The sequence below is a fragment of the Jannaschia halovivens genome (assembly GCF_046452375.1).
GTDB lineage: Bacteria > Pseudomonadota > Alphaproteobacteria > Rhodobacterales > Rhodobacteraceae > Jannaschia > Jannaschia halovivens.
Genome location: NZ_JBKFDJ010000002.1, coordinates 656573 through 675033, shown reverse-complemented (window position 1 = coordinate 675033; position 18461 = coordinate 656573). Strand labels below are relative to the sequence as shown.

The 18461-nt window shown below is 69.0% G+C and carries 18 protein-coding genes; 11 read left to right on the top strand and 7 right to left on the bottom strand.

The features are described 5' to 3' along the window. Positions 1 to 2 precede the first annotated feature (2 nt). A complete protein-coding gene (mutM, locus tag ACK8OR_RS16850) occupies positions 3 to 851 on the bottom strand; it encodes a bifunctional DNA-formamidopyrimidine glycosylase/DNA-(apurinic or apyrimidinic site) lyase (RefSeq protein WP_410190545.1) in 849 nt (282 codons plus the stop codon). A 64-nt stretch (positions 852 to 915) separates the two neighbouring features. Between mutM and ubiE the strand changes: the two genes are divergently transcribed. Then, positions 916 to 1662, top strand: a complete 747-nt coding sequence (ubiE, locus tag ACK8OR_RS16845) for a bifunctional demethylmenaquinone methyltransferase/2-methoxy-6-polyprenyl-1,4-benzoquinol methylase UbiE (protein ID WP_410190544.1) — start codon at positions 916 to 918, stop codon at positions 1660 to 1662. Between the two features lie 13 nt (positions 1663 to 1675). Next, positions 1676 to 3205: a 2-polyprenylphenol 6-hydroxylase gene (ubiB, locus tag ACK8OR_RS16840; RefSeq protein ID WP_410190543.1), complete on the top strand. Its 1530-nt coding sequence runs from the start codon at positions 1676 to 1678 to the stop codon at positions 3203 to 3205. Positions 3206 to 3251: 46 nt separating this feature from the next. Here the strand turns inward: ubiB and ACK8OR_RS16835 are convergent, their stop codons facing one another. Both ACK8OR_RS16835 and ACK8OR_RS16830 read right to left on the bottom strand, forming a co-directional pair. After that, positions 3252 to 3914, bottom strand: coding sequence for a flagellar hook capping FlgD N-terminal domain-containing protein (locus ACK8OR_RS16835; protein ID WP_410190542.1), 663 nt, complete (start codon positions 3912 to 3914; stop codon positions 3252 to 3254). Positions 3915 to 3924: 10 nt separating this feature from the next. Next, entirely contained in the window at positions 3925 to 4458 is a 534-nt protein-coding gene (locus ACK8OR_RS16830) for a flagellar hook-length control protein FliK (protein WP_410190541.1), read from the bottom strand. A gap of 970 nt (positions 4459 to 5428) precedes the next feature. Here ACK8OR_RS16830 and ACK8OR_RS16825 point away from each other — a divergent pair. Beyond that, a complete protein-coding gene (locus tag ACK8OR_RS16825) occupies positions 5429 to 5704 on the top strand; it encodes a flagellar biosynthesis protein FlgJ (protein WP_410190540.1) in 276 nt (91 codons plus the stop codon). Positions 5705 to 5723: 19 nt separating this feature from the next. On the opposite strand, the gene ACK8OR_RS16820 is transcribed toward ACK8OR_RS16825, so the two are convergent. Further along, positions 5724 to 6311 carry a transglycosylase SLT domain-containing protein gene (locus ACK8OR_RS16820; protein ID WP_410190539.1) on the bottom strand — a complete coding sequence of 196 codons (588 nt, stop codon included), beginning with the start codon at positions 6309 to 6311 and terminating at the stop codon, positions 5724 to 5726. Positions 6312 to 6383: 72 nt separating this feature from the next. Next, positions 6384 to 7265: an AEC family transporter gene (locus ACK8OR_RS16815; protein ID WP_410190538.1), complete on the bottom strand. Its 882-nt coding sequence runs from the start codon at positions 7263 to 7265 to the stop codon at positions 6384 to 6386. 87 nt (positions 7266 to 7352) lie between these two features. Here ACK8OR_RS16815 and hspQ point away from each other — a divergent pair, with 87 nt between their 5' ends. Together hspQ and ACK8OR_RS16805 are read left to right on the top strand one after the other, a co-directional pair. Continuing rightward, positions 7353 to 7679: a heat shock protein HspQ gene (gene hspQ, locus ACK8OR_RS16810; protein WP_410190537.1), complete on the top strand. Its 327-nt coding sequence runs from the start codon at positions 7353 to 7355 to the stop codon at positions 7677 to 7679. Between the two features lie 85 nt (positions 7680 to 7764). After that, the gene (locus ACK8OR_RS16805; RefSeq protein ID WP_410190536.1) at positions 7765 to 9834 is read left to right on the top strand and encodes an ATP-binding protein; all 2070 of its coding nucleotides are present in this window, start codon (positions 7765 to 7767) and stop codon (positions 9832 to 9834) included. Here the strand turns inward: ACK8OR_RS16805 and ACK8OR_RS16800 are convergent. Next, positions 9813 to 10808 carry an asparaginase gene (locus tag ACK8OR_RS16800; RefSeq protein ID WP_410190535.1) on the bottom strand — a complete coding sequence of 332 codons (996 nt, stop codon included), beginning with the start codon at positions 10806 to 10808 and terminating at the stop codon, positions 9813 to 9815. The genes ACK8OR_RS16805 and ACK8OR_RS16800 overlap by 22 nt on opposite strands. A 162-nt stretch (positions 10809 to 10970) precedes the next feature. On the opposite strand from ACK8OR_RS16800, the gene ACK8OR_RS16795 reads away from it, so the two are divergent. Both ACK8OR_RS16795 and rlmN read left to right on the top strand, forming a co-directional pair. Further along, the gene (locus tag ACK8OR_RS16795; protein WP_410190706.1) at positions 10971 to 11495 is read left to right on the top strand and encodes an invasion associated locus B family protein; all 525 of its coding nucleotides are present in this window, start codon (positions 10971 to 10973) and stop codon (positions 11493 to 11495) included. 81 nt (positions 11496 to 11576) lie between these two features. Continuing rightward, positions 11577 to 12752 (top strand): 23S rRNA (adenine(2503)-C(2))-methyltransferase RlmN, encoded by a 1176-nt coding sequence (gene rlmN, locus ACK8OR_RS16790; RefSeq protein ID WP_410190534.1) that lies wholly within the window; start codon positions 11577 to 11579, stop codon positions 12750 to 12752. Positions 12753 to 12924: 172 nt separating this feature from the next. Here the strand turns inward: rlmN and serB are convergent, their stop codons facing one another. Then, positions 12925 to 13797 carry a phosphoserine phosphatase SerB gene (serB, locus tag ACK8OR_RS16785; protein ID WP_410190533.1) on the bottom strand — a complete coding sequence of 291 codons (873 nt, stop codon included), beginning with the start codon at positions 13795 to 13797 and terminating at the stop codon, positions 12925 to 12927. Between the two features lie 152 nt (positions 13798 to 13949). Between serB and ACK8OR_RS16780 the strand changes: the two genes are divergently transcribed. The 4 genes from ACK8OR_RS16780 to bktB all read left to right on the top strand — a co-directional run bounded on the left by ACK8OR_RS16780 (position 13950) and on the right by bktB (position 18451). Next, positions 13950 to 15074, top strand: a complete 1125-nt coding sequence (locus ACK8OR_RS16780) for a phosphoserine transaminase (protein WP_410190532.1) — start codon at positions 13950 to 13952, stop codon at positions 15072 to 15074. Between the two features lie 51 nt (positions 15075 to 15125). Continuing rightward, a complete protein-coding gene (gene serA / locus ACK8OR_RS16775) occupies positions 15126 to 16718 on the top strand; it encodes a phosphoglycerate dehydrogenase (protein ID WP_410190531.1) in 1593 nt (530 codons plus the stop codon). 51 nt (positions 16719 to 16769) lie between these two features. Continuing rightward, positions 16770 to 17198, top strand: a complete 429-nt coding sequence (locus ACK8OR_RS16770; protein WP_410190530.1) for a MarR family winged helix-turn-helix transcriptional regulator — start codon at positions 16770 to 16772, stop codon at positions 17196 to 17198. A gap of 77 nt (positions 17199 to 17275) precedes the next feature. Then, the gene (gene bktB / locus ACK8OR_RS16765; RefSeq protein WP_410190529.1) at positions 17276 to 18451 is read left to right on the top strand and encodes a beta-ketothiolase BktB; all 1176 of its coding nucleotides are present in this window, start codon (positions 17276 to 17278) and stop codon (positions 18449 to 18451) included. The last annotated feature ends 10 nt before the right edge of the window (positions 18452 to 18461 follow it).

The window sequence follows — 18461 nt, the reverse complement described above, 5'->3', positions numbered from 1 at the left end:
AGTCATCTCTGGCAGCGCGGGCAGTGGAACGTCGAACGTCCGGCCTGCACGATCCGCCGGATCGTCCCGTCGCAATCGGGCGTCGGGCAGGGCGCGCCTTCGCGGTCATAGACCCGGAACCCGTGCTGGAAATAGCCCAGCGTGCCGTCCGCCTGCCGGTGGTCGCGCAGGCTCGATCCGCCCGCCGCGATCGCCTCGGCCAGAACGTCGCGGATGATCGGAACCAGCCGGGCGACGCGCGGGGCGGCGATGCGCCGTGCTCTGCGGGTGGGCGCGATGCCGGCCCGGTGCAGCGCCTCGCAGACATAGATGTTGCCCAGACCCGCGACGACGCGCTGGTCGAGCAGCGCGGATTTGATCGGCGTGTTCTTCGAAGCCAGCGCGTCGATCAGATGCGCCTCGTGAAACCCGTTGCCCATCGGTTCGGGCCCCATCCGTGCGAAGTGGACATGCGCGTCGAGCGCATCCGTCGCCGCGAGGTCCATGAACCCGAAGCGCCGCGCGTCGTTGAAGGTCACTTGATGCCCGTCGGTGTGGAAGACGACATGGTCATGCTGCGGCAGCCATCCCGCATCGCGGTGAAAGCTACCCTGTTGCACATCGTCGACGACCATCCGCCCGGACATGCCCAGATGCACGATCAGCGTCTCGCCGGTGTCGAGATGGAGGAGCAGGTATTTCGATCGCCGCCCCAGCGCCGTCACGGTCGCACCCTGCAACCGCTCGGCCATCCGCTCGGGGAACGGCCAGCGCAGATCGGGGCGGTTGACGTCGACCCGGGTCAGGCGCGCGCCTTCGAGCGCGGGCGTCAGCCCGCGGCGTACCGTCTCGACTTCGGGAAGTTCCGGCATGGTGCCCTTTCGGTCGGGGCCTCGCGCCCTATAAGTCATGCCGAGACATGAGGACGGCCGCCCGATGACGCAAGACACCCCCAAGACCACCCATTTCGGCTTCGAGGATATCCCCGAGGGCGAGAAGGCGGGCCGCGTCCACGGCGTCTTCACCAACGTGGCCTCGAAATACGACGTGATGAACGATGCGATGTCGATGGGCATCCACCGCGTCTGGAAGGACGCGATGATGGACTGGCTGGCGCCGCGCCCCGGTCAGCGCCTGCTGGACGTGGCGGGCGGGACCGGGGACATCGCCTTCCGCTTCCTCGACCGCGCGCCGAGTGCAGAGGCCGTCGTCTGCGACATGACCGAGGGCATGCTCGTCGCCGGGCGCGGCCGTGCCGAGGCCGAGGGCGCGGCCATCGACTGGGTGGCGGGCGACGCGATGGCGCTGCCGTTCGAGAACGGGCGCTTCGATGTCTACACGATCAGCTTCGGCATCCGGAACGTCACGCGCATCCCCGATGCCCTGGCCGAGGCCTACCGCGTGCTGCGACCCGGCGGACGGCTGATGGTGCTCGAGTTCTCGCAGCTGCCCAACCCGTTGATGCAGAAGGCCTATGACCTCTACTCTTTCAACGTCATTCCGCGCATGGGCCAGGCGATCGCCGGGGATCGCGACTCCTATCAATATCTCGTCGAATCGATCCGAAGGTTCCCCGATCAGGACCGCTTCGCCGGAATGATCGCGGATGCGGGCTTCGGCAACGTGGCGTATCGCAACCTCTCGTTCGGGATCGCGGCGCTGCATTCCGGCTGGAAGCTGTAGGTCCGACCCGACGATGCGTGGTCCCCACAACATCTGGCGTCTGATCCGCACGGCGGGCACGTTCGAGCGGACGGGCGCGATGGCGGTCGTGCTCGATCAGGTCGATGCGCCGCGCGGTCTGCGCATCGCGGCGCGCGTGCTCGGTTGGCCCTTTCGCTGGCTGGGATACGAGGGCGATCCCGCGCTGCCGCCGGTGACGCGCGCGATCACGGCGCTGGGCCCGAGCTACATCAAGCTGGGCCAGATCCTCTCGACCCGACCTGATTTTGTCGGCTCTGATCTCGCGGTCCAGTTGCGCATCCTGCAGGACAAGCTGCCGCCATTCCCGACATCCGAAGCGCGAGCCATGGTCGAGCGCGATCTCGGTCTGCCGCTCGATGCGATGTTCTCGAGCTTTTCCGAGCCGGTCGCCGCGGCCTCGATCGCGCAGGTCCACGAAGCGCGGCTCGTCTCGGACGGGCGCCGCGTGGCGGTGAAGGTTCTGCGGCCGGGCATCGCGCGCGCCTTTCGCCGCGACATCGACGCGTTCTACTTCGGCGCACGCATGGTCGAGATCCTGTCGCCGGGCGCGCGTCGCCTGCGCCCGATGGACGTGATCGCGCATTTCGACGCGACTGTGCAGCAGGAGCTGGATCTGCGCACCGAAGCGGCCGCGGCGGGCGAATTCGCCGCCAACACCGCGCGCGACGAAGGATTTTCTGTGCCGCAGGTCGAATGGGGCCTGTCCGGCCGCGCCGTCCTGACGCTCGATTGGGCCCAAGGCATCCAGATGGCCGATCTGGAGGCGCTGGACGCGGCGGGACACGACCGGGTCGAGCTGTCCGAGCGGGTCATAGCGATGTTCCTGCGGCACGCGCTGCGCGACGGGTATTTCCACGCGGATATGCATCAGGGAAACCTGATGGTCGCTCCCGGCGGCGACATCGTGGCCGTCGATTTCGGGATCATGGGGCGGCTCGACGAGTACACGCGCCGCGTCTACGCCGAAATCCTGATGGGGTTTATCCGCAAGGACTACCGCCGCGTGGCCGAAGTCCACTTCGAGGCGGGATACGTGCCGGCCGACCGCGACGTCGACCTTTTCGCGCAGGCGCTGCGCTCGGTCGGCGAGCCGATCTTCGGCATGGACGCCTCCCGCATTTCGATGGGACGATTGCTCGCCTATCTCTTCGAGGTGACGGAGAGGTTCGGCATGGAGACGCGGACCGAACTGATCCTGCTGCAACGGACGATGGTTGTGGTCGAGGGCGTGGCGCGGACGCTGAACCCGCATATGAACCTCTGGACGGCCGCACGGCCCGAAGTGGAGCGCTACATCCGCGAGAATCTCGGGCCTCGGGCCTTCGCGCGGGACCTTGCGCGCACGGCCCGGGTTCTGGCGCGCTTCGGGCCGCATCTTCCGACCGCCGTCGAGGATGCGCTGCGGCGCCCCGACCGCACGGTCGTCGTCGACGCGCGCCGCTCGCGCCGTTCGCCCGTGGTCTGGTTCCTCGCCGGGTCCGCCGTCGCCGCCGGCGCCTTCGCGCTGGGCGCGATGCTCTAGCCGTGCGCCACCGGCTTCTTCGTCTGCCGTCACCGCCGTCGCCGGCCTAGCTCGTCTGCGGGCTGCGGATCGCCTCCATCGACGTTGCGGGCAGGCGGATGCCGCCGTGGAGGACCAGCTCGGCGCCCGATGGGCCCAGCACGACCTCCTCGACCCGGCCGTAATGCGACACCGGCATGGCGACATTCTCCTGTTGGCCCGCCGACGATTCGACATGCAGGCGGTACGTCCCGTCCGGCACGCCCTCGCCCCGGCCCGGCGCGGGCCAGGTCAGCGCGGTCGTGTCCGTCGGGATGGGCCAGCGCCCCGCTTCTGATCCGTCCGGCAGTGACGCGACCAGCACAGCTCGATCCGCCCCGGGCGGGACGGTCACCACGAGGTCGGTGGCCGCGCCGCCGACCCTCACGGGTCCGGCATGACGCACGTCGAGGCCGATCCACGAGGCGGCGGTGCTTGCCTGGCCCTGGTCCATTCGCCCGATCATCGTGGTCAAGAGTTCGTTGGTCTGCACCGCCTGTTCGACATTCGAGAAGGTCGCGAGCTGCGCGGTATAGGCGGTGCTGTCTGCCGGCTCGAGCGGATCCTGGTTGCGGATCTGCGCCGTCAGAAGGGTGAGGAACGTGTCGAAATCCGACGCGATCTTGGCCGCCGAACTCGGGGGAGTGGCGCTGGCGACGGCTGTGCCGGCGAGCGGGGTCAGGGCATCCATGTCTGCTCCTTCAAAGGCGAATGTCGAGGCGGCCGGGTTGGACGGCCCCGGCCGCGGCCGGGGCAGGCGTCGATGCCGGGTCCATCGCCGCCATGGCGTCGTCTTCGGGGCCCGGGGCCCCGTCGGGCCGATCGTCGCGGCGGTCCCAACCCGCCCCGCCCATTCCCAGGTCGATCCGGTCGAGCGCGACGCCATCGCCCAGAAGGCCGCGTTGCAGCCCGTCGATATGGCGCCGCACGAGGTCCATGGTCTCTGGGCGTTCGACGGTGATGATCATCTGCAACCCGCGCTCACCCGTCTGCATCACGAGGCGCAGCCGCCCGAGCTCGGCCGGGGCCAGTTCCAGCTCGGTGCGCAGTGCCCCGTTCGCAAGCCGCTCGGTCCCGGCCTGGATGTCGGACCGGGTGATCGGAGACGCGAGCTGGGTCAGCACCTGCGGCAGGTCGCGTAGCGGCACGATCGGAGCGCGGGTCGCGCCTCCATCGATGTGTGCGACCGGTCCGCCTTCGACCGCGACCGCGACCGGAGGCGCCGACAGGTCCATGACGGGCGCCGATACGGGCGGGGCAGGGGGGTACGACGCGACGTTGGCCGGTATCGTCGGGGAGGGTTCGGACCGGCCGATCCCGCGATGCGAGGTCGCGGCGACCTCTGGCGGCGGATCGTCCGGCGGCGTGTCGGCTGCAGGCGGCATCGGACCGGTCTGTGGCATCGCTCGACCAGGGTGCTCTGCGACCGTCGTCCGGGGGGACGGTATCCACAGTCGCGGGTCGGCCCCGACAGTCTCGGCCTTGGCGCGCGGCGATTGCATCAGCGGGCCCTCGAGATCGCCATCGATCGGGCGGCGCGGCACCGCGACGTCCTTGGGAGCAGGAGGCAGGACCGCGTCCTCGCGCGGCGCGGGCTGCCCGCGCGGCAAAGACATCGCCTGCGCGACGGGGTCTGGTGGAGGCATCGGCGTCCCGCTGCCCGCCGCGTCTACGTGCAGGGGGGATCCGGCCACCGAACCAGGCGGGCCGGGGCGTGGCGCCGTCACCTCCACCATGCGCGGTGCTCCGTCCGTCCCGGCATCTTGGGACAGCGGCGCGAGGCCCAGAGGTCCGGCGGTTTGGAGCGGCGGCGGAGCCGCGTCCGGCCGACCCTGCATCGGTTCGCGCGGGTCGGTCGACGGCACGGCGTCCCCGAAACCGACAAGATGGTTGTCGGCGAACGCGGACTCGGTCGATGATTCGGCGGTCGCGTCGTCGGATGAGAGTACATCCTCGACATCCGCCTCTCCGACCGCGGGGTCGCCGTTACGCCCTTCCATTTCTGCGGCGAGCGCCTTGGCGAACCCGTCCTTCGCGGCCATCCCCGGCGCGCGCGGCGGCGGGGTTTGGGCGGGCATCTGGGTCGGGATCGGGCTGACTGACGGCAAGGCTGCGCTCCGGTTCTGTCGGCGAGAGACCTAGCGACCGGGCGTTACGGAATCCTTTACCCGGAGATGATCTCTGAACGTCAGAGGAGGCCCGCCTATGACAATTTCGATCACGGCACCGCCCGCCCCGGCGGATCGGGTGTCAGCACCGGATCCGTTGCGCGAACAGGCCGTACAGCTCGAGGCGTTTCTCTTCGCCGAGATGATGCGTGCGTCGGGAACGGGGCCGCCCGGCGCATCGGGCGGCGGCGAATCGCAGTTCGACAGCTTCCTGCGCCGCGCCCAGGCCGAGGCCGTCGCGGGCAGTGGACAGACCGGCCTCGCCGAGGCGATCCACCGCGCGATGCTACGCGGGGCGGACCGGGCGGGATGACGGCGCGCGCGCCGCCGTCTCAGCGACAGCGGAGAAGCTGTTGCTGGTAGTTGGCCGCGCGGGTTTCGATCTCGCCGGAAATCCGCATCAGCCACGGCTTCGAGCGATAGGTCCCGCGCCGGAAGCCGGTGCGCCCGTCGTGATAGGCGAGATACTGGTTGCGCGCGTCCGACAGCGAGATGCCGAGCGATCGGTTGGTCTCGGCCATGTACCAGCCCATGAAATCGGTCGCGTCGCGGATGTTGTCGCGCCGCGTGCGCCGACCGCCCTCCTGCTGCTGGTATTCCTTCCAGGTCGCGTCGAGGGCCTGGGAGTAGCCGAAGGCACTGCTCTGGCGCCCGATCGGAACCACGCCGAGGGCGAACCGAAGCGGCGTGCGGGCATCCGAGATGAACTTCGATTCCTGGTAGATCGTCGCCATCTGGACATGCACGGGCACGCCCCATTTGCGTTCGGCCGCGCGGAAGGCGCGCAGGTATCCGGGGCGCTGGTCGAGAATACGGCACGCGTCGTCGAGGTCGCGCGGCGCGCGACCGTCCCCGCCCGAGCTGCCGCCGCCGCACGCGGTCAGAAGCAGCAGACACGCGATCTGCAAGATGAATTTCATGGTCACTGCCCGGCTCTTGTTCGTCCGATTTTGAGCGATGATAGCAGGCCCGACCCGGTCCTGCCAATCACGTCATACGAAAGCGGCGAGGATCAGCGGCAGCGCGGCCACGGACATCAGCGTCGAGACCACCACGAGGCCCGCGACCGGCGGCGCGTCGGCGCCGTATTTCAGCGCCAAGAGGTAGGATGACACGGCGACGGGCGTCGCCAATTGGACGACGAGCACGCCGAGCACGGGCCCTGACAGCCCGAAGGCAAGGCCGATCCCGAGCGCGAGCCCGGCGCAGATCGCGAGCTTCAGCAGCGAGAGACCTGCCATCGGCCAGAGTCCGGCGGGGCGTATGCGTGCGATCGCGACGCCCAGCGTCAGCAGCATGAGCGGGATCCCCATCTGCCCGACGAGGCCGATGGCGTTCATCGCGACATCGGGCAGGGTCCAACCCTGCCACAGGAACAGCCCGCCCAGCAGGGTCGCCGCGACCATGGGCTCCTTCAGGGCGCGCACCGGGTTGCCGCCGCCCGCGACGATCCAGATCCCCAGCGTGAATTGCAGGATCGCGGTCACCGAGAAGACGACCACCGCATAGCCGAGCCCCACATCGCCGAACGCGAAAAGCGCCAGCGGCAGGCCCAGATTGCCCGTGTTTCCGAAGATCAACGGCGCCCAGAAGGTCCGCGGCTCGAGCCCGAGCACCGCACAGACCATGCGGAATACGACGACCATCGCGGCATAGACCGCCAGCGTCGCCACGGTCAGGCGTCCGGCGGCAGCGGCATCGATCTGACCCTCGGCCAGGGCGGCGAATACGAGGCACGGCACCGCGAGGGTCATCGCCAGTCGGGTCACGAAGGCCGTGTCGTAATCATACCCGAGACGGACCCATGCGAAGCCGATCGCGGCGAGGGTGAAGACGGGCGCCACGATCTGCAGGACTGTCAGGACTGATTCCACAGTGTGTTTCCGCCGAATCGGGGGGTGCGCGATTTACAAGTCCCGCGGGCGCGGTCTAGGAACGGACAGGGGAAAGGGCAACGTGTCATGCTGCATAACCACGCCAAATATGGCCTCGGCGAAGTCGTTCGCCACAAGAAGCACCCCTTCCGGGGCGTGATCTTCGACGTGGATCCGGAGTTCTCGAACTCCGAGGAGTGGTACGACAACATCCCGCAGGAGGCGCGGCCCCGCAAGGATCAGCCCTTCTATCACCTGCTCGCCGAGAACGACGAAAGCTACTACGTGGCCTATGTCTCCGAGCAGAACCTGACCCTCGATCGCTCGGGCGAACCGGTGACGCATCCCGATATCGGCGATCTCTTCGGGGCGTTCGACGGGCGGCAATATCCGCTGCATTTCGACCTGAACTGATCCGGCTCGCTTAACCCGCCTTTTACCCGACCCTGCCAACAAGGCGCGGGCGCCCGGATCGGCCGGACGCGCGAGAGGGCTGGGCATGGACGGATCGCCGCCGGACGGTCTCTATCAGCAGGAACGCCGCCGCCGCCTCGCCGCCGAGCGGATGCTGGATCGCGCCAAGCGGGATCTGAGCCGGGCCCATGCGGCCCTGGTTGCCAATGCCGACCGCCTGTCGCGCGACTACCTTGCCGAGCGCGAAACGAACCTGCGGCTGACCGAACGGCAGGCTCAGGTTCTGGCCCAGCGCAAGGAGGCCGCCGAAAAGGCCGACCGCGCCCGCCGCCGCCTCTGGCACGCGCTCGAAGCGATGCGCGACGGCTTCGCCCTGTTCGACGCACAGGGCACGATGGTCGCGGCCAATCATGTCTATCTCAACCTCTTCGACTGCGCGGGCGTGGTCGGGCCCGGCGCATCCGCCGCCGAAATGTTCGAGATCGCCGCCGAGGAGGGAAGCTTCGACACCGGCGATCAGGACGAAGGGGAATGGGCGGACGCCATGACCGAACGCTGGCACGGTGACCAGTTCGATCCAATGATCCTGCGGCACTATGACGGGCGCATCATCCGGCTGTCGGACCGGCGTGCGCCCGACGGCGATCTGGTGTCGCTCGCCGTCGACGTGACCGAGGACGAGGCGCGGGTGGACGCACTGGCCGCCGCGCGCGACACGGCCGAAGCGACGGCGCGGATGAAGGCCGATTTCCTCGCCCGGATGAGCCACGAGATCCGGACGCCGATGAACGGGGTGATCGGGTTGGCCGACATGCTGGCCGAGCAGGTGACCGACGAGGAGGGTCGGCTCTCGGCCCGGACGATCCGCGACTCGGCCGAGGCGCTGCTGACGATCGTGAACGACACGCTCGACGTCTCGAAGATCGAGGCGGGCAAGATGGACCTGCGCGCCGACCGCTTCGACCTCGAGGCGATGCTGCGCGATTGCATCCGGCTGGCGCAGGCGTCGGGCCGGGCGCGCGTGCCCATCGCGCTGTCCTGGCCGCTGGACGCTTCCGCGCCCGTCATCGGCGACGAGGGTCGGGTGAGGCAGATCGTTATGAACCTTCTGGGCAACGCGATGAAGTTCACGTCGGTGGGCGGCGTGACCGTCCGCGTCGCGCGCGCGCCCGACGCGGTGTCGATCGCGGTCGCCGACACCGGGCCGGGCATCGCGGACGCCCAGCGCGACGCGATTTTCGAGGCGTTCGGCCAGGCCGGCGATGCGGGGCTGTCGACCAAGGAGGGCACCGGGTTGGGCCTGACGATCTCGCGCGGACTGGCGGAGCGGATGGGGGGCACGCTGCACCTCTCGGACGAGGCCGGGCCGGGGGCGACCTTCCTGCTATCGCTGCCGCTCCGGATGCTCGAACCCGGACCGTCGCTGCCGCTTCTGCCCGCCACCGTGGCGCTGGGGCCGGGCGTGATCTGCGACGCCTTGGCCGAGAGCTTCTCGGCTGCGGAAGTCGAGGTCTTGCGGACGACATCCGGGCCCCATCCGCTTGTCGCGCGGGCGCAGGATGTCCCGGCGGACGCCGTGGCGCCGATCGTGCTGCGCGACGGCGCCCCGGTCGAGGCCGCGCTTGCGGCGCGCGCCCGCGCGGTGCTGTCACTGCCGGCTGCGGCGGCGGATCTGGCGGCGGCGCTGGCCGTATCCGACGAAGCCACTCGTGCCCCCGGCCCCGTATTTACCGCGTCAGGGGGAGCGGCGCGGCGTATCCTCCTGGCGGATGACAACCAAACCAACCGCTTCCTCTTGGACCGGATGCTGGCGGGCGGCGCACTGGATTACACGATCGTCGAGGATGGGGCCGAGGCGGTCGCGGCGCAGGCCGAGAGCCGGTTCGACGCGGTCGTGCTCGACATCTCGATGCCGGTGCTCGACGGCATCGGCGCGGCCGCCGCGATCCGCGCCGCCGAGGCCGAGGCCGGGCTGGCGCCGGTTCCTCTGCTCGCGCTGACGGCGCATACGGGCGACGAGATGGGCGAGCGCCTGCGCGTGGCGGGCTTCGCGGCGCATCTGACGAAACCGCTCAAGAAGCAGATCCTGCTGGAGGCCCTCGAGGCGGCTTGGGCCGCCCAGGGCGCGCCCGGTCAGCCGAGCGTCACATCGTAGCGGCCGGTCACGATCTCGCGCCGGTTGGTGATGGGCCCATGGGTCAGGCGCCGCGCCACCGGATGGTCCGCCGCGAGCGCCCCGACCCGCACCAGCAGCGCCGCGATCACGGCTTCGGCGGCACGGGTTCCGCCATCGGCGATCTTCAGCGCGATCCCCCGGTCGAGTTCCGGGACGATCGCCACATAGACGGCCTCCGCGCCCGTCTTGACCGCGACGCGGCCCTCCATCGCACGCATCAGGTCGGTGCAAGCCCGCGTCTCGCCCGCGACCATCTCGGGATGGGTCGCCATCGCGGTAACCAGCCGCGCCATCGCGTCGGCCCGCGTCCCGCCGCCCGCGCGTGCGGCGGCGAACCGGCCCATCGCCCCGCCGAAGGCCGACAGCCGGGTCGCGAAATTCGGCGCCGAACAGCCGTCGATGCCGTAGCCCGGACTGTCCAATTCCGTCACCTCTTCGAAGGCGGCCCGGACGGCCGTCTGGACCGGATGCGCGGCGTCAACGTATCCTGGCCCTGCGCCCAGATGCCGCCCGAGCATCAGGAAGCCGCAATGCTTGCCCGAACAGTTGTTGTGAAGCTGGCAAGGCGTGTCCCCGGCCCGGATCAGGCGGTCCCGCTCGGGGCGGTCATCGGGCCATTGCGAGCCGCAGCGCAGATCGCTCTCCGACAGCCCCATGGCATCGAGCCAGCCCGCCGCCGCTTCGCGATGGATGGTGGCGCCGTTATGCGACGCGCAGGCGAAGGCCAGCTGCCGATCGTCGAGATCCCGTCCCGCCCCCGATTCCAGGAGTGGCAGCGCCTGTATCATCTTGGCCGAGGAGCGCGGATAGATCACGACGCCGGGCGCGCCCCAGCTCTCGATCACGGCCCCCGATCCATCGCAGATCACCGCATGTCCGCGATGCACCGACTCGACCCGATCGCCCCGGATCACCTGCACGAGGTCGACCGCATCTCCGCTGATCCCGTCCATATCGCCTCCATGCGCGATTTTCCGCCGCACGGGCTTCCCCCGTGGCCTCCGCCTGCGCTAACACCGGGTTGCGAAATTGGGAACCACGCGAGGCCCATGCCCGCGATCCGGGCCAACCCGGACGGGGGCGGCCTCGAACGACGTGAAGAGGCAGTGACAGACATGACTCACAAGGCGATGGCCCCCGCGATCTTGGCCGCCCTGCTCTGCGTGACCCCCGCGGTCGCGCAGGAGAGCGCGAACCGCGTGAACACCGAGACGGATTGGTCCGTCTTCGTCGAGGACAATCCGACGCAATGCTGGATCGTCTCGGCGCCGAAATCCATCCGGAACACGCGCGACGGCCGCGAGGTCGCGGCCCGGCGCGGCGATATCCGCCTGTTCGTCAGCTACTGGCCCGGCTCGGAGAAGAAGGGCGAGGTCTCGGCGACGGGGGGGTATCCTTACGCAGACGGCTCGACCGTGACGATCCAGATCGGATCGGATTCCTACGAGCTCTTCACCGATGGCGAACTGGCCTGGGCCGCGTCGCCCACCGATGACGAGCGGATCGTCGCATCGATGCGCCGCGGCGCCGAGGCGGTGGTCTCGGGTCGTTCGGGTCGCGGTACGCAGACTCAGGACACGTTCAGCCTCTTGGGCTTCACCGCCGCCGTTGCCGATGCAGAGGCCCGCTGCGGCAGCTAGGCGCGGCCATTTGAGTTCTCGCGCGGGCGCTCCTATATGGGGCGCCCGTTTACGTTTCGGCACCTGCCCCCGGAGTATGCCATGAAAGCGCCCGTCACCCCGGACGTCCTGACCGTGCCCCGCAAGGAGGTGGCGGACCGTCCGAACCTGATCGGCATGACCCGCGATGCGCTACGCGACGCGCTGATCGAGATCGGCATCCCCGAGCGGCAGGCCAAGATGCGTACGGGCCAGATCTGGCAGTGGCTCTATCATTGGGGCGTTCGCGATTTCGCGGCGATGACCAACCTGTCGAAGGACATCCGCGCGAAGCTCGCCGACTGGTTCACGGTCGAACTACCCGAGGTGGTGACGCGGCAGGTCTCCGGGGACGGGACGCGCAAATACCTCGTGCGCATCGCGGGCGGGCACGAGGTCGAGGTCGTCTACATCCCCGAGGAGGGGCGCGGCACGCTGTGTGTGTCGAGCCAGGTCGGCTGCACGCTGACCTGTTCGTTCTGCCACACGGGCACCCAGAAGCTGGTGCGCAACCTGACGGCAGGCGAGATCGTGGGCCAAGTCATGCTGGCGCGCGACGACCTCGAGGAATGGCCCGAACCGGGCACCGGCACCGGCGACAAGGGGCCGCGCCTTCTGTCGAATATCGTGCTGATGGGCATGGGCGAGCCGCTCTACAATTTCGAGAATGTCCGCGATGCGATGCGCATCGTGATGGATGGCGAGGGCATCGCGCTGGGTCGTCGCCGGATCACCCTCTCGACGAGCGGCGTCGTCCCAGAGATCGCGCGCACCGCCCAGGAGATCGGGTGCCTTCTGGCCGTCAGCTTCCACGCCACGACCGACGCGGTGCGCGACGTGCTGGTGCCCATCAACAAGCGTTGGAACATCGACACTCTGCTCGACGCGCTGCGCGACTATCCGAAGGCCACCAACTCCGAGCGGATCACCTTCGAATACGTGATGCTCGACGGGGTGAACGACAGCGACGCAGACGCGCATCGGCTGGTCGAGTTGCTCGAAGGCATTCCGGCCAAGGTGAACCTGATCCCGTTCAACGAATGGCCCGGCGCGCCCTATACGCGATCGTCGAACAACCGCATCCGCGCCTTCGCGACGATCCTGATGCAGGCTGGGTATGCCTCGCCGATCCGCACGCCCCGCGGCGAGGATATCATGGCGGCTTGCGGCCAGCTGAAATCCGCGACCGAACGCCAGCGGAAGAGCCGGGCGCAGATCGTCTCCGAAGCCGGGCTCTAAGCGCGACCGGCGCTAGCGGTGCCGGCGAAAGCGCCGCGGCAGAAGGATGTCGAGCACGAAGCGGACGGGATCGATCTCGGTCATGGCGGGCTCCTGTCGGTCTCGAGCCGCCAGATAGTGCGGCCGAATGACATGGCCATGACGATCCGGCACGCGGATCGCGGCGCGGCCGTCAGGCAGCCGCGAACGCCTCCCGGTGGTAGCCCTGAAGATAGAGGAGCGTCGTCAGGTCGCCGTGATTGACGCGAAGCCCGGCCTCGGCCTGTACGGTCGGCTTGGCATGGAGCGCCACGCCCATCCCCGCGCGGGTCAGCATCCCGAGGTCGTTTGCCCCATCACCGACCGCGATCACGTCGGCCGCGGTCACGCCCATCTCGGCGGTCAACTCTTCGAGCGCCTGCACCTTGGCGGCGCGCCCGAGGATCGGATCGACGACGTGCCCGGTCAGGCGGCCGCCTTCGGTCAGGAGGGTATTCGCCCTGTTCCAGTCGAAGCCCAGCCGCGCGGCGATGGCCTGCGTGAAGGCCGTGAACCCGCCCGAGACAAGCGCGGCCTTCGCGCCATGCGCCTTCATCGTCGCCAAGAGCACCGGTCCGCCCGGCATCAGGTCGATCCGGTCGCGCAGCACGGCCTCGATCACCCCTTCGTCCAACCCCTCCAGCAGGCCGACCCGTTCGCGCAACGCGCCTTCGAAGTCGATCTCGCCGTTCATCGCGCGGGCCGTGATGGCCGCGACGCGCTCACCGACGCCCGCCTCGTCCGCCAGCTCGTCGATGCATTCCTGCCGGATCATCGTCGAGTCCATGTCGGCCAGCAGCAGGCGTTTGCGCCGTCCCTCTCGGGGTACGACGTTCAGGTCGATGCCCATGCCGTCCATCTCGGCGCGCGTCGCGTCCAGCGTGTCAGGCAGGTGGTCGAGGTCGAATTCGGCGGCGCGGTCCCGATCCAGCCAGCGCGCATCGCCTCCGCCCCAGCCGTTGCGCAACGCCTCGACCAGCGGGATCTCGATCATGGGGGCGGCGGCGGTCAGGACGATGGTGTGCATGGGCGTTTCCGATAAGCGACGGGGCAGGGCGCGCGGCCCCGGTTTCCCGCCGACTAGCGTCATTATGCGCCTTGCGCGACCCCTCGGCCCCCGATAGCGACGGCGGTGGGACACCCTTCCCCAACGAAGGGCACATATCTGCAAGGATAGACATGACTGCGACGAACACCCCGGCCACGCGGCCGGCCAATCCGCGTTTTTCGTCCGGCCCCTGCGCCAAGCACCCCGGCTGGACCCTCTCCGCCCTCGATGACGCGCCCCTCGGCCGCTCGCACCGCGCGAGCGTCGGGAAGGCCAAGCTCAAGGCCGCGATCGATCGGACCCACGCGCTTCTGGGCCTGCCCGACGATTACCGCGTCGGCATCGTGCCCGCCTCGGATACCGGCGCCTACGAGATGGCGATGTGGACGATGCTGGGCGCACGCCCCGTGACCATGATGGCTTGGGAGAGCTTCGGCGCGGGCTGGGTCACCGATGCCGTCAAGCAACTGAACCTCGATGCGACCGTGATGGAGGCGCCCTACGGTGCGTTGCCCGATCTGGGCGCGGTCGACTGGGACACCGACGTCTGCTTCACCTGGAACGGCACCACGAGCGGCGTGCGCGTGCCTGATGGCGACTGGATCTCTGCCGATCGCGCGGGGCTGACGTTGTGTGACGCCACCAGCGCGACCTTCGCGATGGATTTGCCTTGGGACAAGCTCGATGTGACGACGTTCAGCTGGCAGAAGGTTCTCGGCGGCGAGGGCGCGCATGGTGTCATCATCCTGAGTCCCCGCGCCGTCGATCGGTTGGAAAGCTACACCCCCGCCTGGCCGCTGCCGAAGATCTTCCGCCTGACGAAAGGCGGCAAGCTGATCGAGGGGATCTTCTCCGGCGCTACGATCAACACGCCGTCCATGCTCTGCGTCGAGGATTACCTCGCCGCGCTGGACTGGGCCGAGGGCGAGGGCCTTTCGGGCCTGATCGACCGCGCCACCGCCAACGCGACGGCCATCTGGGATTTCTGCGAGACGCGGGACTGGATCGCGAACCTCGCGTCGGATCCGGCGACGCGCTCGACCACCAGCGTCTGCCTGACCATCGACGCGCCCGAGGGCACGTCTAAGCGCATCGCCAAGCGGCTCGAGGCGGAGGGCGTGGCCCTCGATATCGGCAGCTATCGCGACGCACCCGAAGGCCTTCGCATCTGGTGCGGCTCGACGGTCGAGACCTCGGACATCGAAGCGCTGCTGCCCTGGATCGACTGGGCGTATCATGCCGAGACCGCCGCCTGATCCCATCTCCGGGCCACCGGCCCGCCCGAACCCATCTTGAAGGAGCCCGACATGGCCCCCAAAGTCCTCGTGAGCGACAAGCTCTCCGAAACCGCCGTCCAGATCTTCCGCGATCGCGGCATCGACGTCACCTTCGACCCCAGCCTCGGCAAGGACAAGGACAAGCTCCTGTCCGTGATCGGCGACTATGACGGCCTCGCCATCCGGTCCGCCACCAAGGTTACCGAGAAGCTGCTCGAGGCCGCGCCCAACCTCAAGGTCGTCGGCCGCGCGGGCATCGGCACCGACAATGTCGACAAGGCCGCGGCCTCGAAGCGCGGCGTAATCGTGATGAACACGCCATATGGCAACATGATCACAACCGCCGAGCATGCGATCGCCATGATGTTCGCCGTGGCCCGCCAGATCCCCGAGGCCAGTGCCTCGACCCATGCGGGCAAATGGGAGAAGTCGCGTTTCATGGGGGTCGAGCTGACCGGCAAGACGCTGGGCGTGATCGGCGCCGGCAATATCGGCGGCATCGTCTGCCAGAAGGCCGTGGGCCTCGGGATGAAGGTCGTGGCCTACGATCCCTTTCTGTCGGAGGAACGCGCGACCGACCTGCGCGTCCAGAAGGTCGAGCTGGACGACCTTCTGTCCCGCGCCGATGTCATCACCCTGCACGTGCCTCTGACCGACCAGACCCGCAACATCCTGTCGGCCGAGAACCTCGCCAAGACCAAGAAGGGCGTGCGGATCGTCAACTGTGCACGCGGCGGCCTGGTGGACGAGGCGGCACTCGCCGACCTCCTGAAATCCGGCCATGTCGCCGGTGCGGGCTTTGACGTGTTCGAGACCGAGCCCGCGACCGACAGCCCGCTCTTCAACCTGCCCAACGTGGTCGTGACCCCGCATCTGGGCGCCGCCACCACCGAGGCGCAGGAGAACGTGGCCCTGCAGGTGGCCGAACAGATGGCCGACTACCTCCTGACGGGCGCAGTCTCGAACGCGCTCAACATGCCGTCGGTCACCGCCGAGGAGGCCAAGGTCATGGGCCCCTGGATCAAGCTGGCCGACCATCTGGGCGCCTTTGTGGGCCAGATGACCGACGAGCCGATCGAGGCGATCGAAGTCCTCTACAACGGCACCGTCGCCGATATGAACCTCGAGGCGCTGAACTGCTCGGCCATCGCGGGCGTGATGAAGGCTACGAACCCAGACGTGAACATGGTCTCGGCCCCCGTCCTCGCGCGCGAGCGGGGCGTGGATCTGTCGACCACGCGGCAGGACAAGTCGGGCGTCTTCGACGGCTACATCAAGCTGATCGTCCGCACCAAATCGCGCGAACGGTCCATCGCGGGCACCGTCTTCACCGACGGCAAGCCGCGCTTCATCCAGATCAAGGGCATCAATATCGACGCCGAGATCGGGGCCCACATGCTCTACACCACCAACGAAGACGTACCGGGCATCATCGGCACGCTGGGCCAGACGATGGGCGACAACGGCGTCAACATCGCGAACTTCACGCTCGGCCGGTCGGATCGCGGGCGCGAGGCGATCGCGCTGCTCTATCTCGACGACCAGCCGCCCGCCGCCGTGCTCGACAAGCTGCGCGCGACGGGCATGTTCCGCACGGTCGCGCCGCTGCGGTTCGACGCCTGACGCGTTCGGGCGGGCTGGACACGGCCCGCCTCCGCGCGGCACTGAAGCGGGATGGACGATTTCCGCCTCGACGACTTCCTGCCCTATCGGCTGGCCGTGGCCGCCGGGCGGGTCAGCCGCGACTTCGCCCGCGACTACCGCGACCGGTTCGGCCTGACGCGCGCGGAATGGCGCGTGATCGCGCATCTCGCGGGGTCGGGCACGGTCTCGGTGCGCGAGATCGCCGACCGGGCCGACATGGAGAAATCCCGCGTCTCCCGCGCCGCCGCCCGGCTCGAGGCGGCGGGTCATGTCGCCAAGCGCGTGAACGCGGGGGACAAGCGGCTCGTCGACCTCACCCTGACGGAGAGCGGGCACGCCATGGTCGCCGAACTGGCACCCATCGCGACCGCCTATCAGCGACAGCTCGTGGCCGAACTCGGGGCCGATGCGGCGCCGCTTCTGCGCGCGCTCGACCTCCTGGCGTCGCGCGACGGCTGATCCCGCCGCGACGTCCCGCTTTTCACCGCGACCCACGCCCGTCAGACTGCCAGCACCCTGTTGCCCCCGGAGGCCCCATGTCCGACGTCGTCATCCTGTCCGCCCGCCGCACCGCCATCGGAACCTTCGGCGGCAGCCTCGCCGCCATTCCGCCGATCGAGCTGGCCACCGTGGCAGCCCGGGCCGCCATCGCCGATGCGGGCATCGAAGGCACGCAGATCGGGACGAGCGTCTTCGGCCACGTCATCAACACCGAGCCGCGCGACATGTATCTCAGCCGCGTCGCCGCCATGCAGGCCGACGTGCCCGAGACGGTGCCCGCGATGAACGTCAATCGCCTCTGCGGATCGGGCGTGCAGGCGATCGTGTCGGGGACCCAGGCGCTTGATCTCGGCGATGCCGATTTCGCGCTGGTCGGCGGCGCCGAGAACATGAGCCGGTCGCCCTTCATCCTGCCCGATGCCCGCTGGGGCGCGAAGATGGGCGATGTCGTGGGGCGCGACATGATGCTGGGCGCGCTGAACTGTCCGTTCGGCACGGGTCATATGGGCGTCACCGCCGAGAACGTCGCCGCCGAACACGGCGTCACTCGCGCCGATCAGGACGCCTTCGCGCTGCAAAGTCAGGAGCGGGCGGCTACCGCCATCGCCGAGGGGCGTTTCGCCGATCAGATCGTGCCGGTCACGGTGCGGCGTCGGCGCGAGGAGGTCGCGTTCGAGGTCGATGAGCACCCGAAGATCTCGACGATGGAGACCCTGGGCGGCCTTCGTCCGGTCTTCCAGAAGGACGGCACGGTCACTGCGGGCAATGCCTCGGGCATCAACGACGGCGCGGCGGCGCTCGTGCTGGCGCGCGCGGACGCGGCCGACGCGGCGGGCCTGACGCCGCGCGCGCGCATCCTCGGCTACGGCCATGCGGGCGTGCGCCCCGAGGTGATGGGGATCGGACCCGTCCCGGCGGTCCGCGCGCTCCTCGAACGTACAGGGCTTTCGGCCGGCGATTTCGACGTCATCGAATCCAACGAGGCCTTCGCCTCGCAAGCCCTCGCCGTGACCGCCGAGCTGGGGCTCGACCCGGCCCGCGTGAACCCGAATGGCGGGGCCATCGCGCTGGGTCACCCGGTCGGCGCGACCGGTGCGATCATCACCGTCAAGGCGCTGCACGAGCTGGAGCGCATCGGCGGGCGCCGCGCGCTCATTACGATGTGCATCGGTGGCGGTCAGGGCATCGCATTGGCGATCGAGCGCATCTAGGGCGCCCGCC

Excerpts from the sequence above, each read along its gene's own strand:
- ACK8OR_RS16800 (WP_410190535.1), bottom strand. The coding sequence starts at position 10,808 with ATGGACGGGATCAGCGGAGATGCGGTCGACCTCGTGCAGGTGATCCGG.
- ACK8OR_RS16825 (WP_410190540.1), top strand. The coding sequence starts at position 5,429 with ATGACAATTTCGATCACGGCACCGCCCGCCCCGGCGGATCGGGTGTCA.
- ACK8OR_RS16805 (WP_410190536.1), top strand. The coding sequence starts at position 7,765 with ATGGACGGATCGCCGCCGGACGGTCTCTATCAGCAGGAACGCCGCCGC.
- ACK8OR_RS16780 (WP_410190532.1), top strand. The coding sequence starts at position 13,950 with ATGACTGCGACGAACACCCCGGCCACGCGGCCGGCCAATCCGCGTTTT.
- ACK8OR_RS16795 (WP_410190706.1), top strand. The coding sequence starts at position 10,971 with ATGACTCACAAGGCGATGGCCCCCGCGATCTTGGCCGCCCTGCTCTGC.
- bktB (WP_410190529.1), top strand. The coding sequence starts at position 17,276 with ATGTCCGACGTCGTCATCCTGTCCGCCCGCCGCACCGCCATCGGAACC.
- ubiB (WP_410190543.1), top strand. The coding sequence starts at position 1,676 with ATGCGTGGTCCCCACAACATCTGGCGTCTGATCCGCACGGCGGGCACG.
- serA (WP_410190531.1), top strand. The coding sequence starts at position 15,126 with ATGGCCCCCAAAGTCCTCGTGAGCGACAAGCTCTCCGAAACCGCCGTC.
- ACK8OR_RS16830 (WP_410190541.1), bottom strand. The coding sequence starts at position 4,458 with ATGGACCTGTCGGCGCCTCCGGTCGCGGTCGCGGTCGAAGGCGGACCG.
- ubiE (WP_410190544.1), top strand. The coding sequence starts at position 916 with ATGACGCAAGACACCCCCAAGACCACCCATTTCGGCTTCGAGGATATC.
- ACK8OR_RS16770 (WP_410190530.1), top strand. The coding sequence starts at position 16,770 with ATGGACGATTTCCGCCTCGACGACTTCCTGCCCTATCGGCTGGCCGTG.
- hspQ (WP_410190537.1), top strand. The coding sequence starts at position 7,353 with ATGCTGCATAACCACGCCAAATATGGCCTCGGCGAAGTCGTTCGCCAC.
- mutM (WP_410190545.1), bottom strand. The coding sequence starts at position 851 with ATGCCGGAACTTCCCGAAGTCGAGACGGTACGCCGCGGGCTGACGCCC.
- serB (WP_410190533.1), bottom strand. The coding sequence starts at position 13,797 with ATGCACACCATCGTCCTGACCGCCGCCGCCCCCATGATCGAGATCCCG.
- rlmN (WP_410190534.1), top strand. The coding sequence starts at position 11,577 with ATGAAAGCGCCCGTCACCCCGGACGTCCTGACCGTGCCCCGCAAGGAG.
- ACK8OR_RS16835 (WP_410190542.1), bottom strand. The coding sequence starts at position 3,914 with ATGGATGCCCTGACCCCGCTCGCCGGCACAGCCGTCGCCAGCGCCACT.
- ACK8OR_RS16820 (WP_410190539.1), bottom strand. The coding sequence starts at position 6,311 with ATGAAATTCATCTTGCAGATCGCGTGTCTGCTGCTTCTGACCGCGTGC.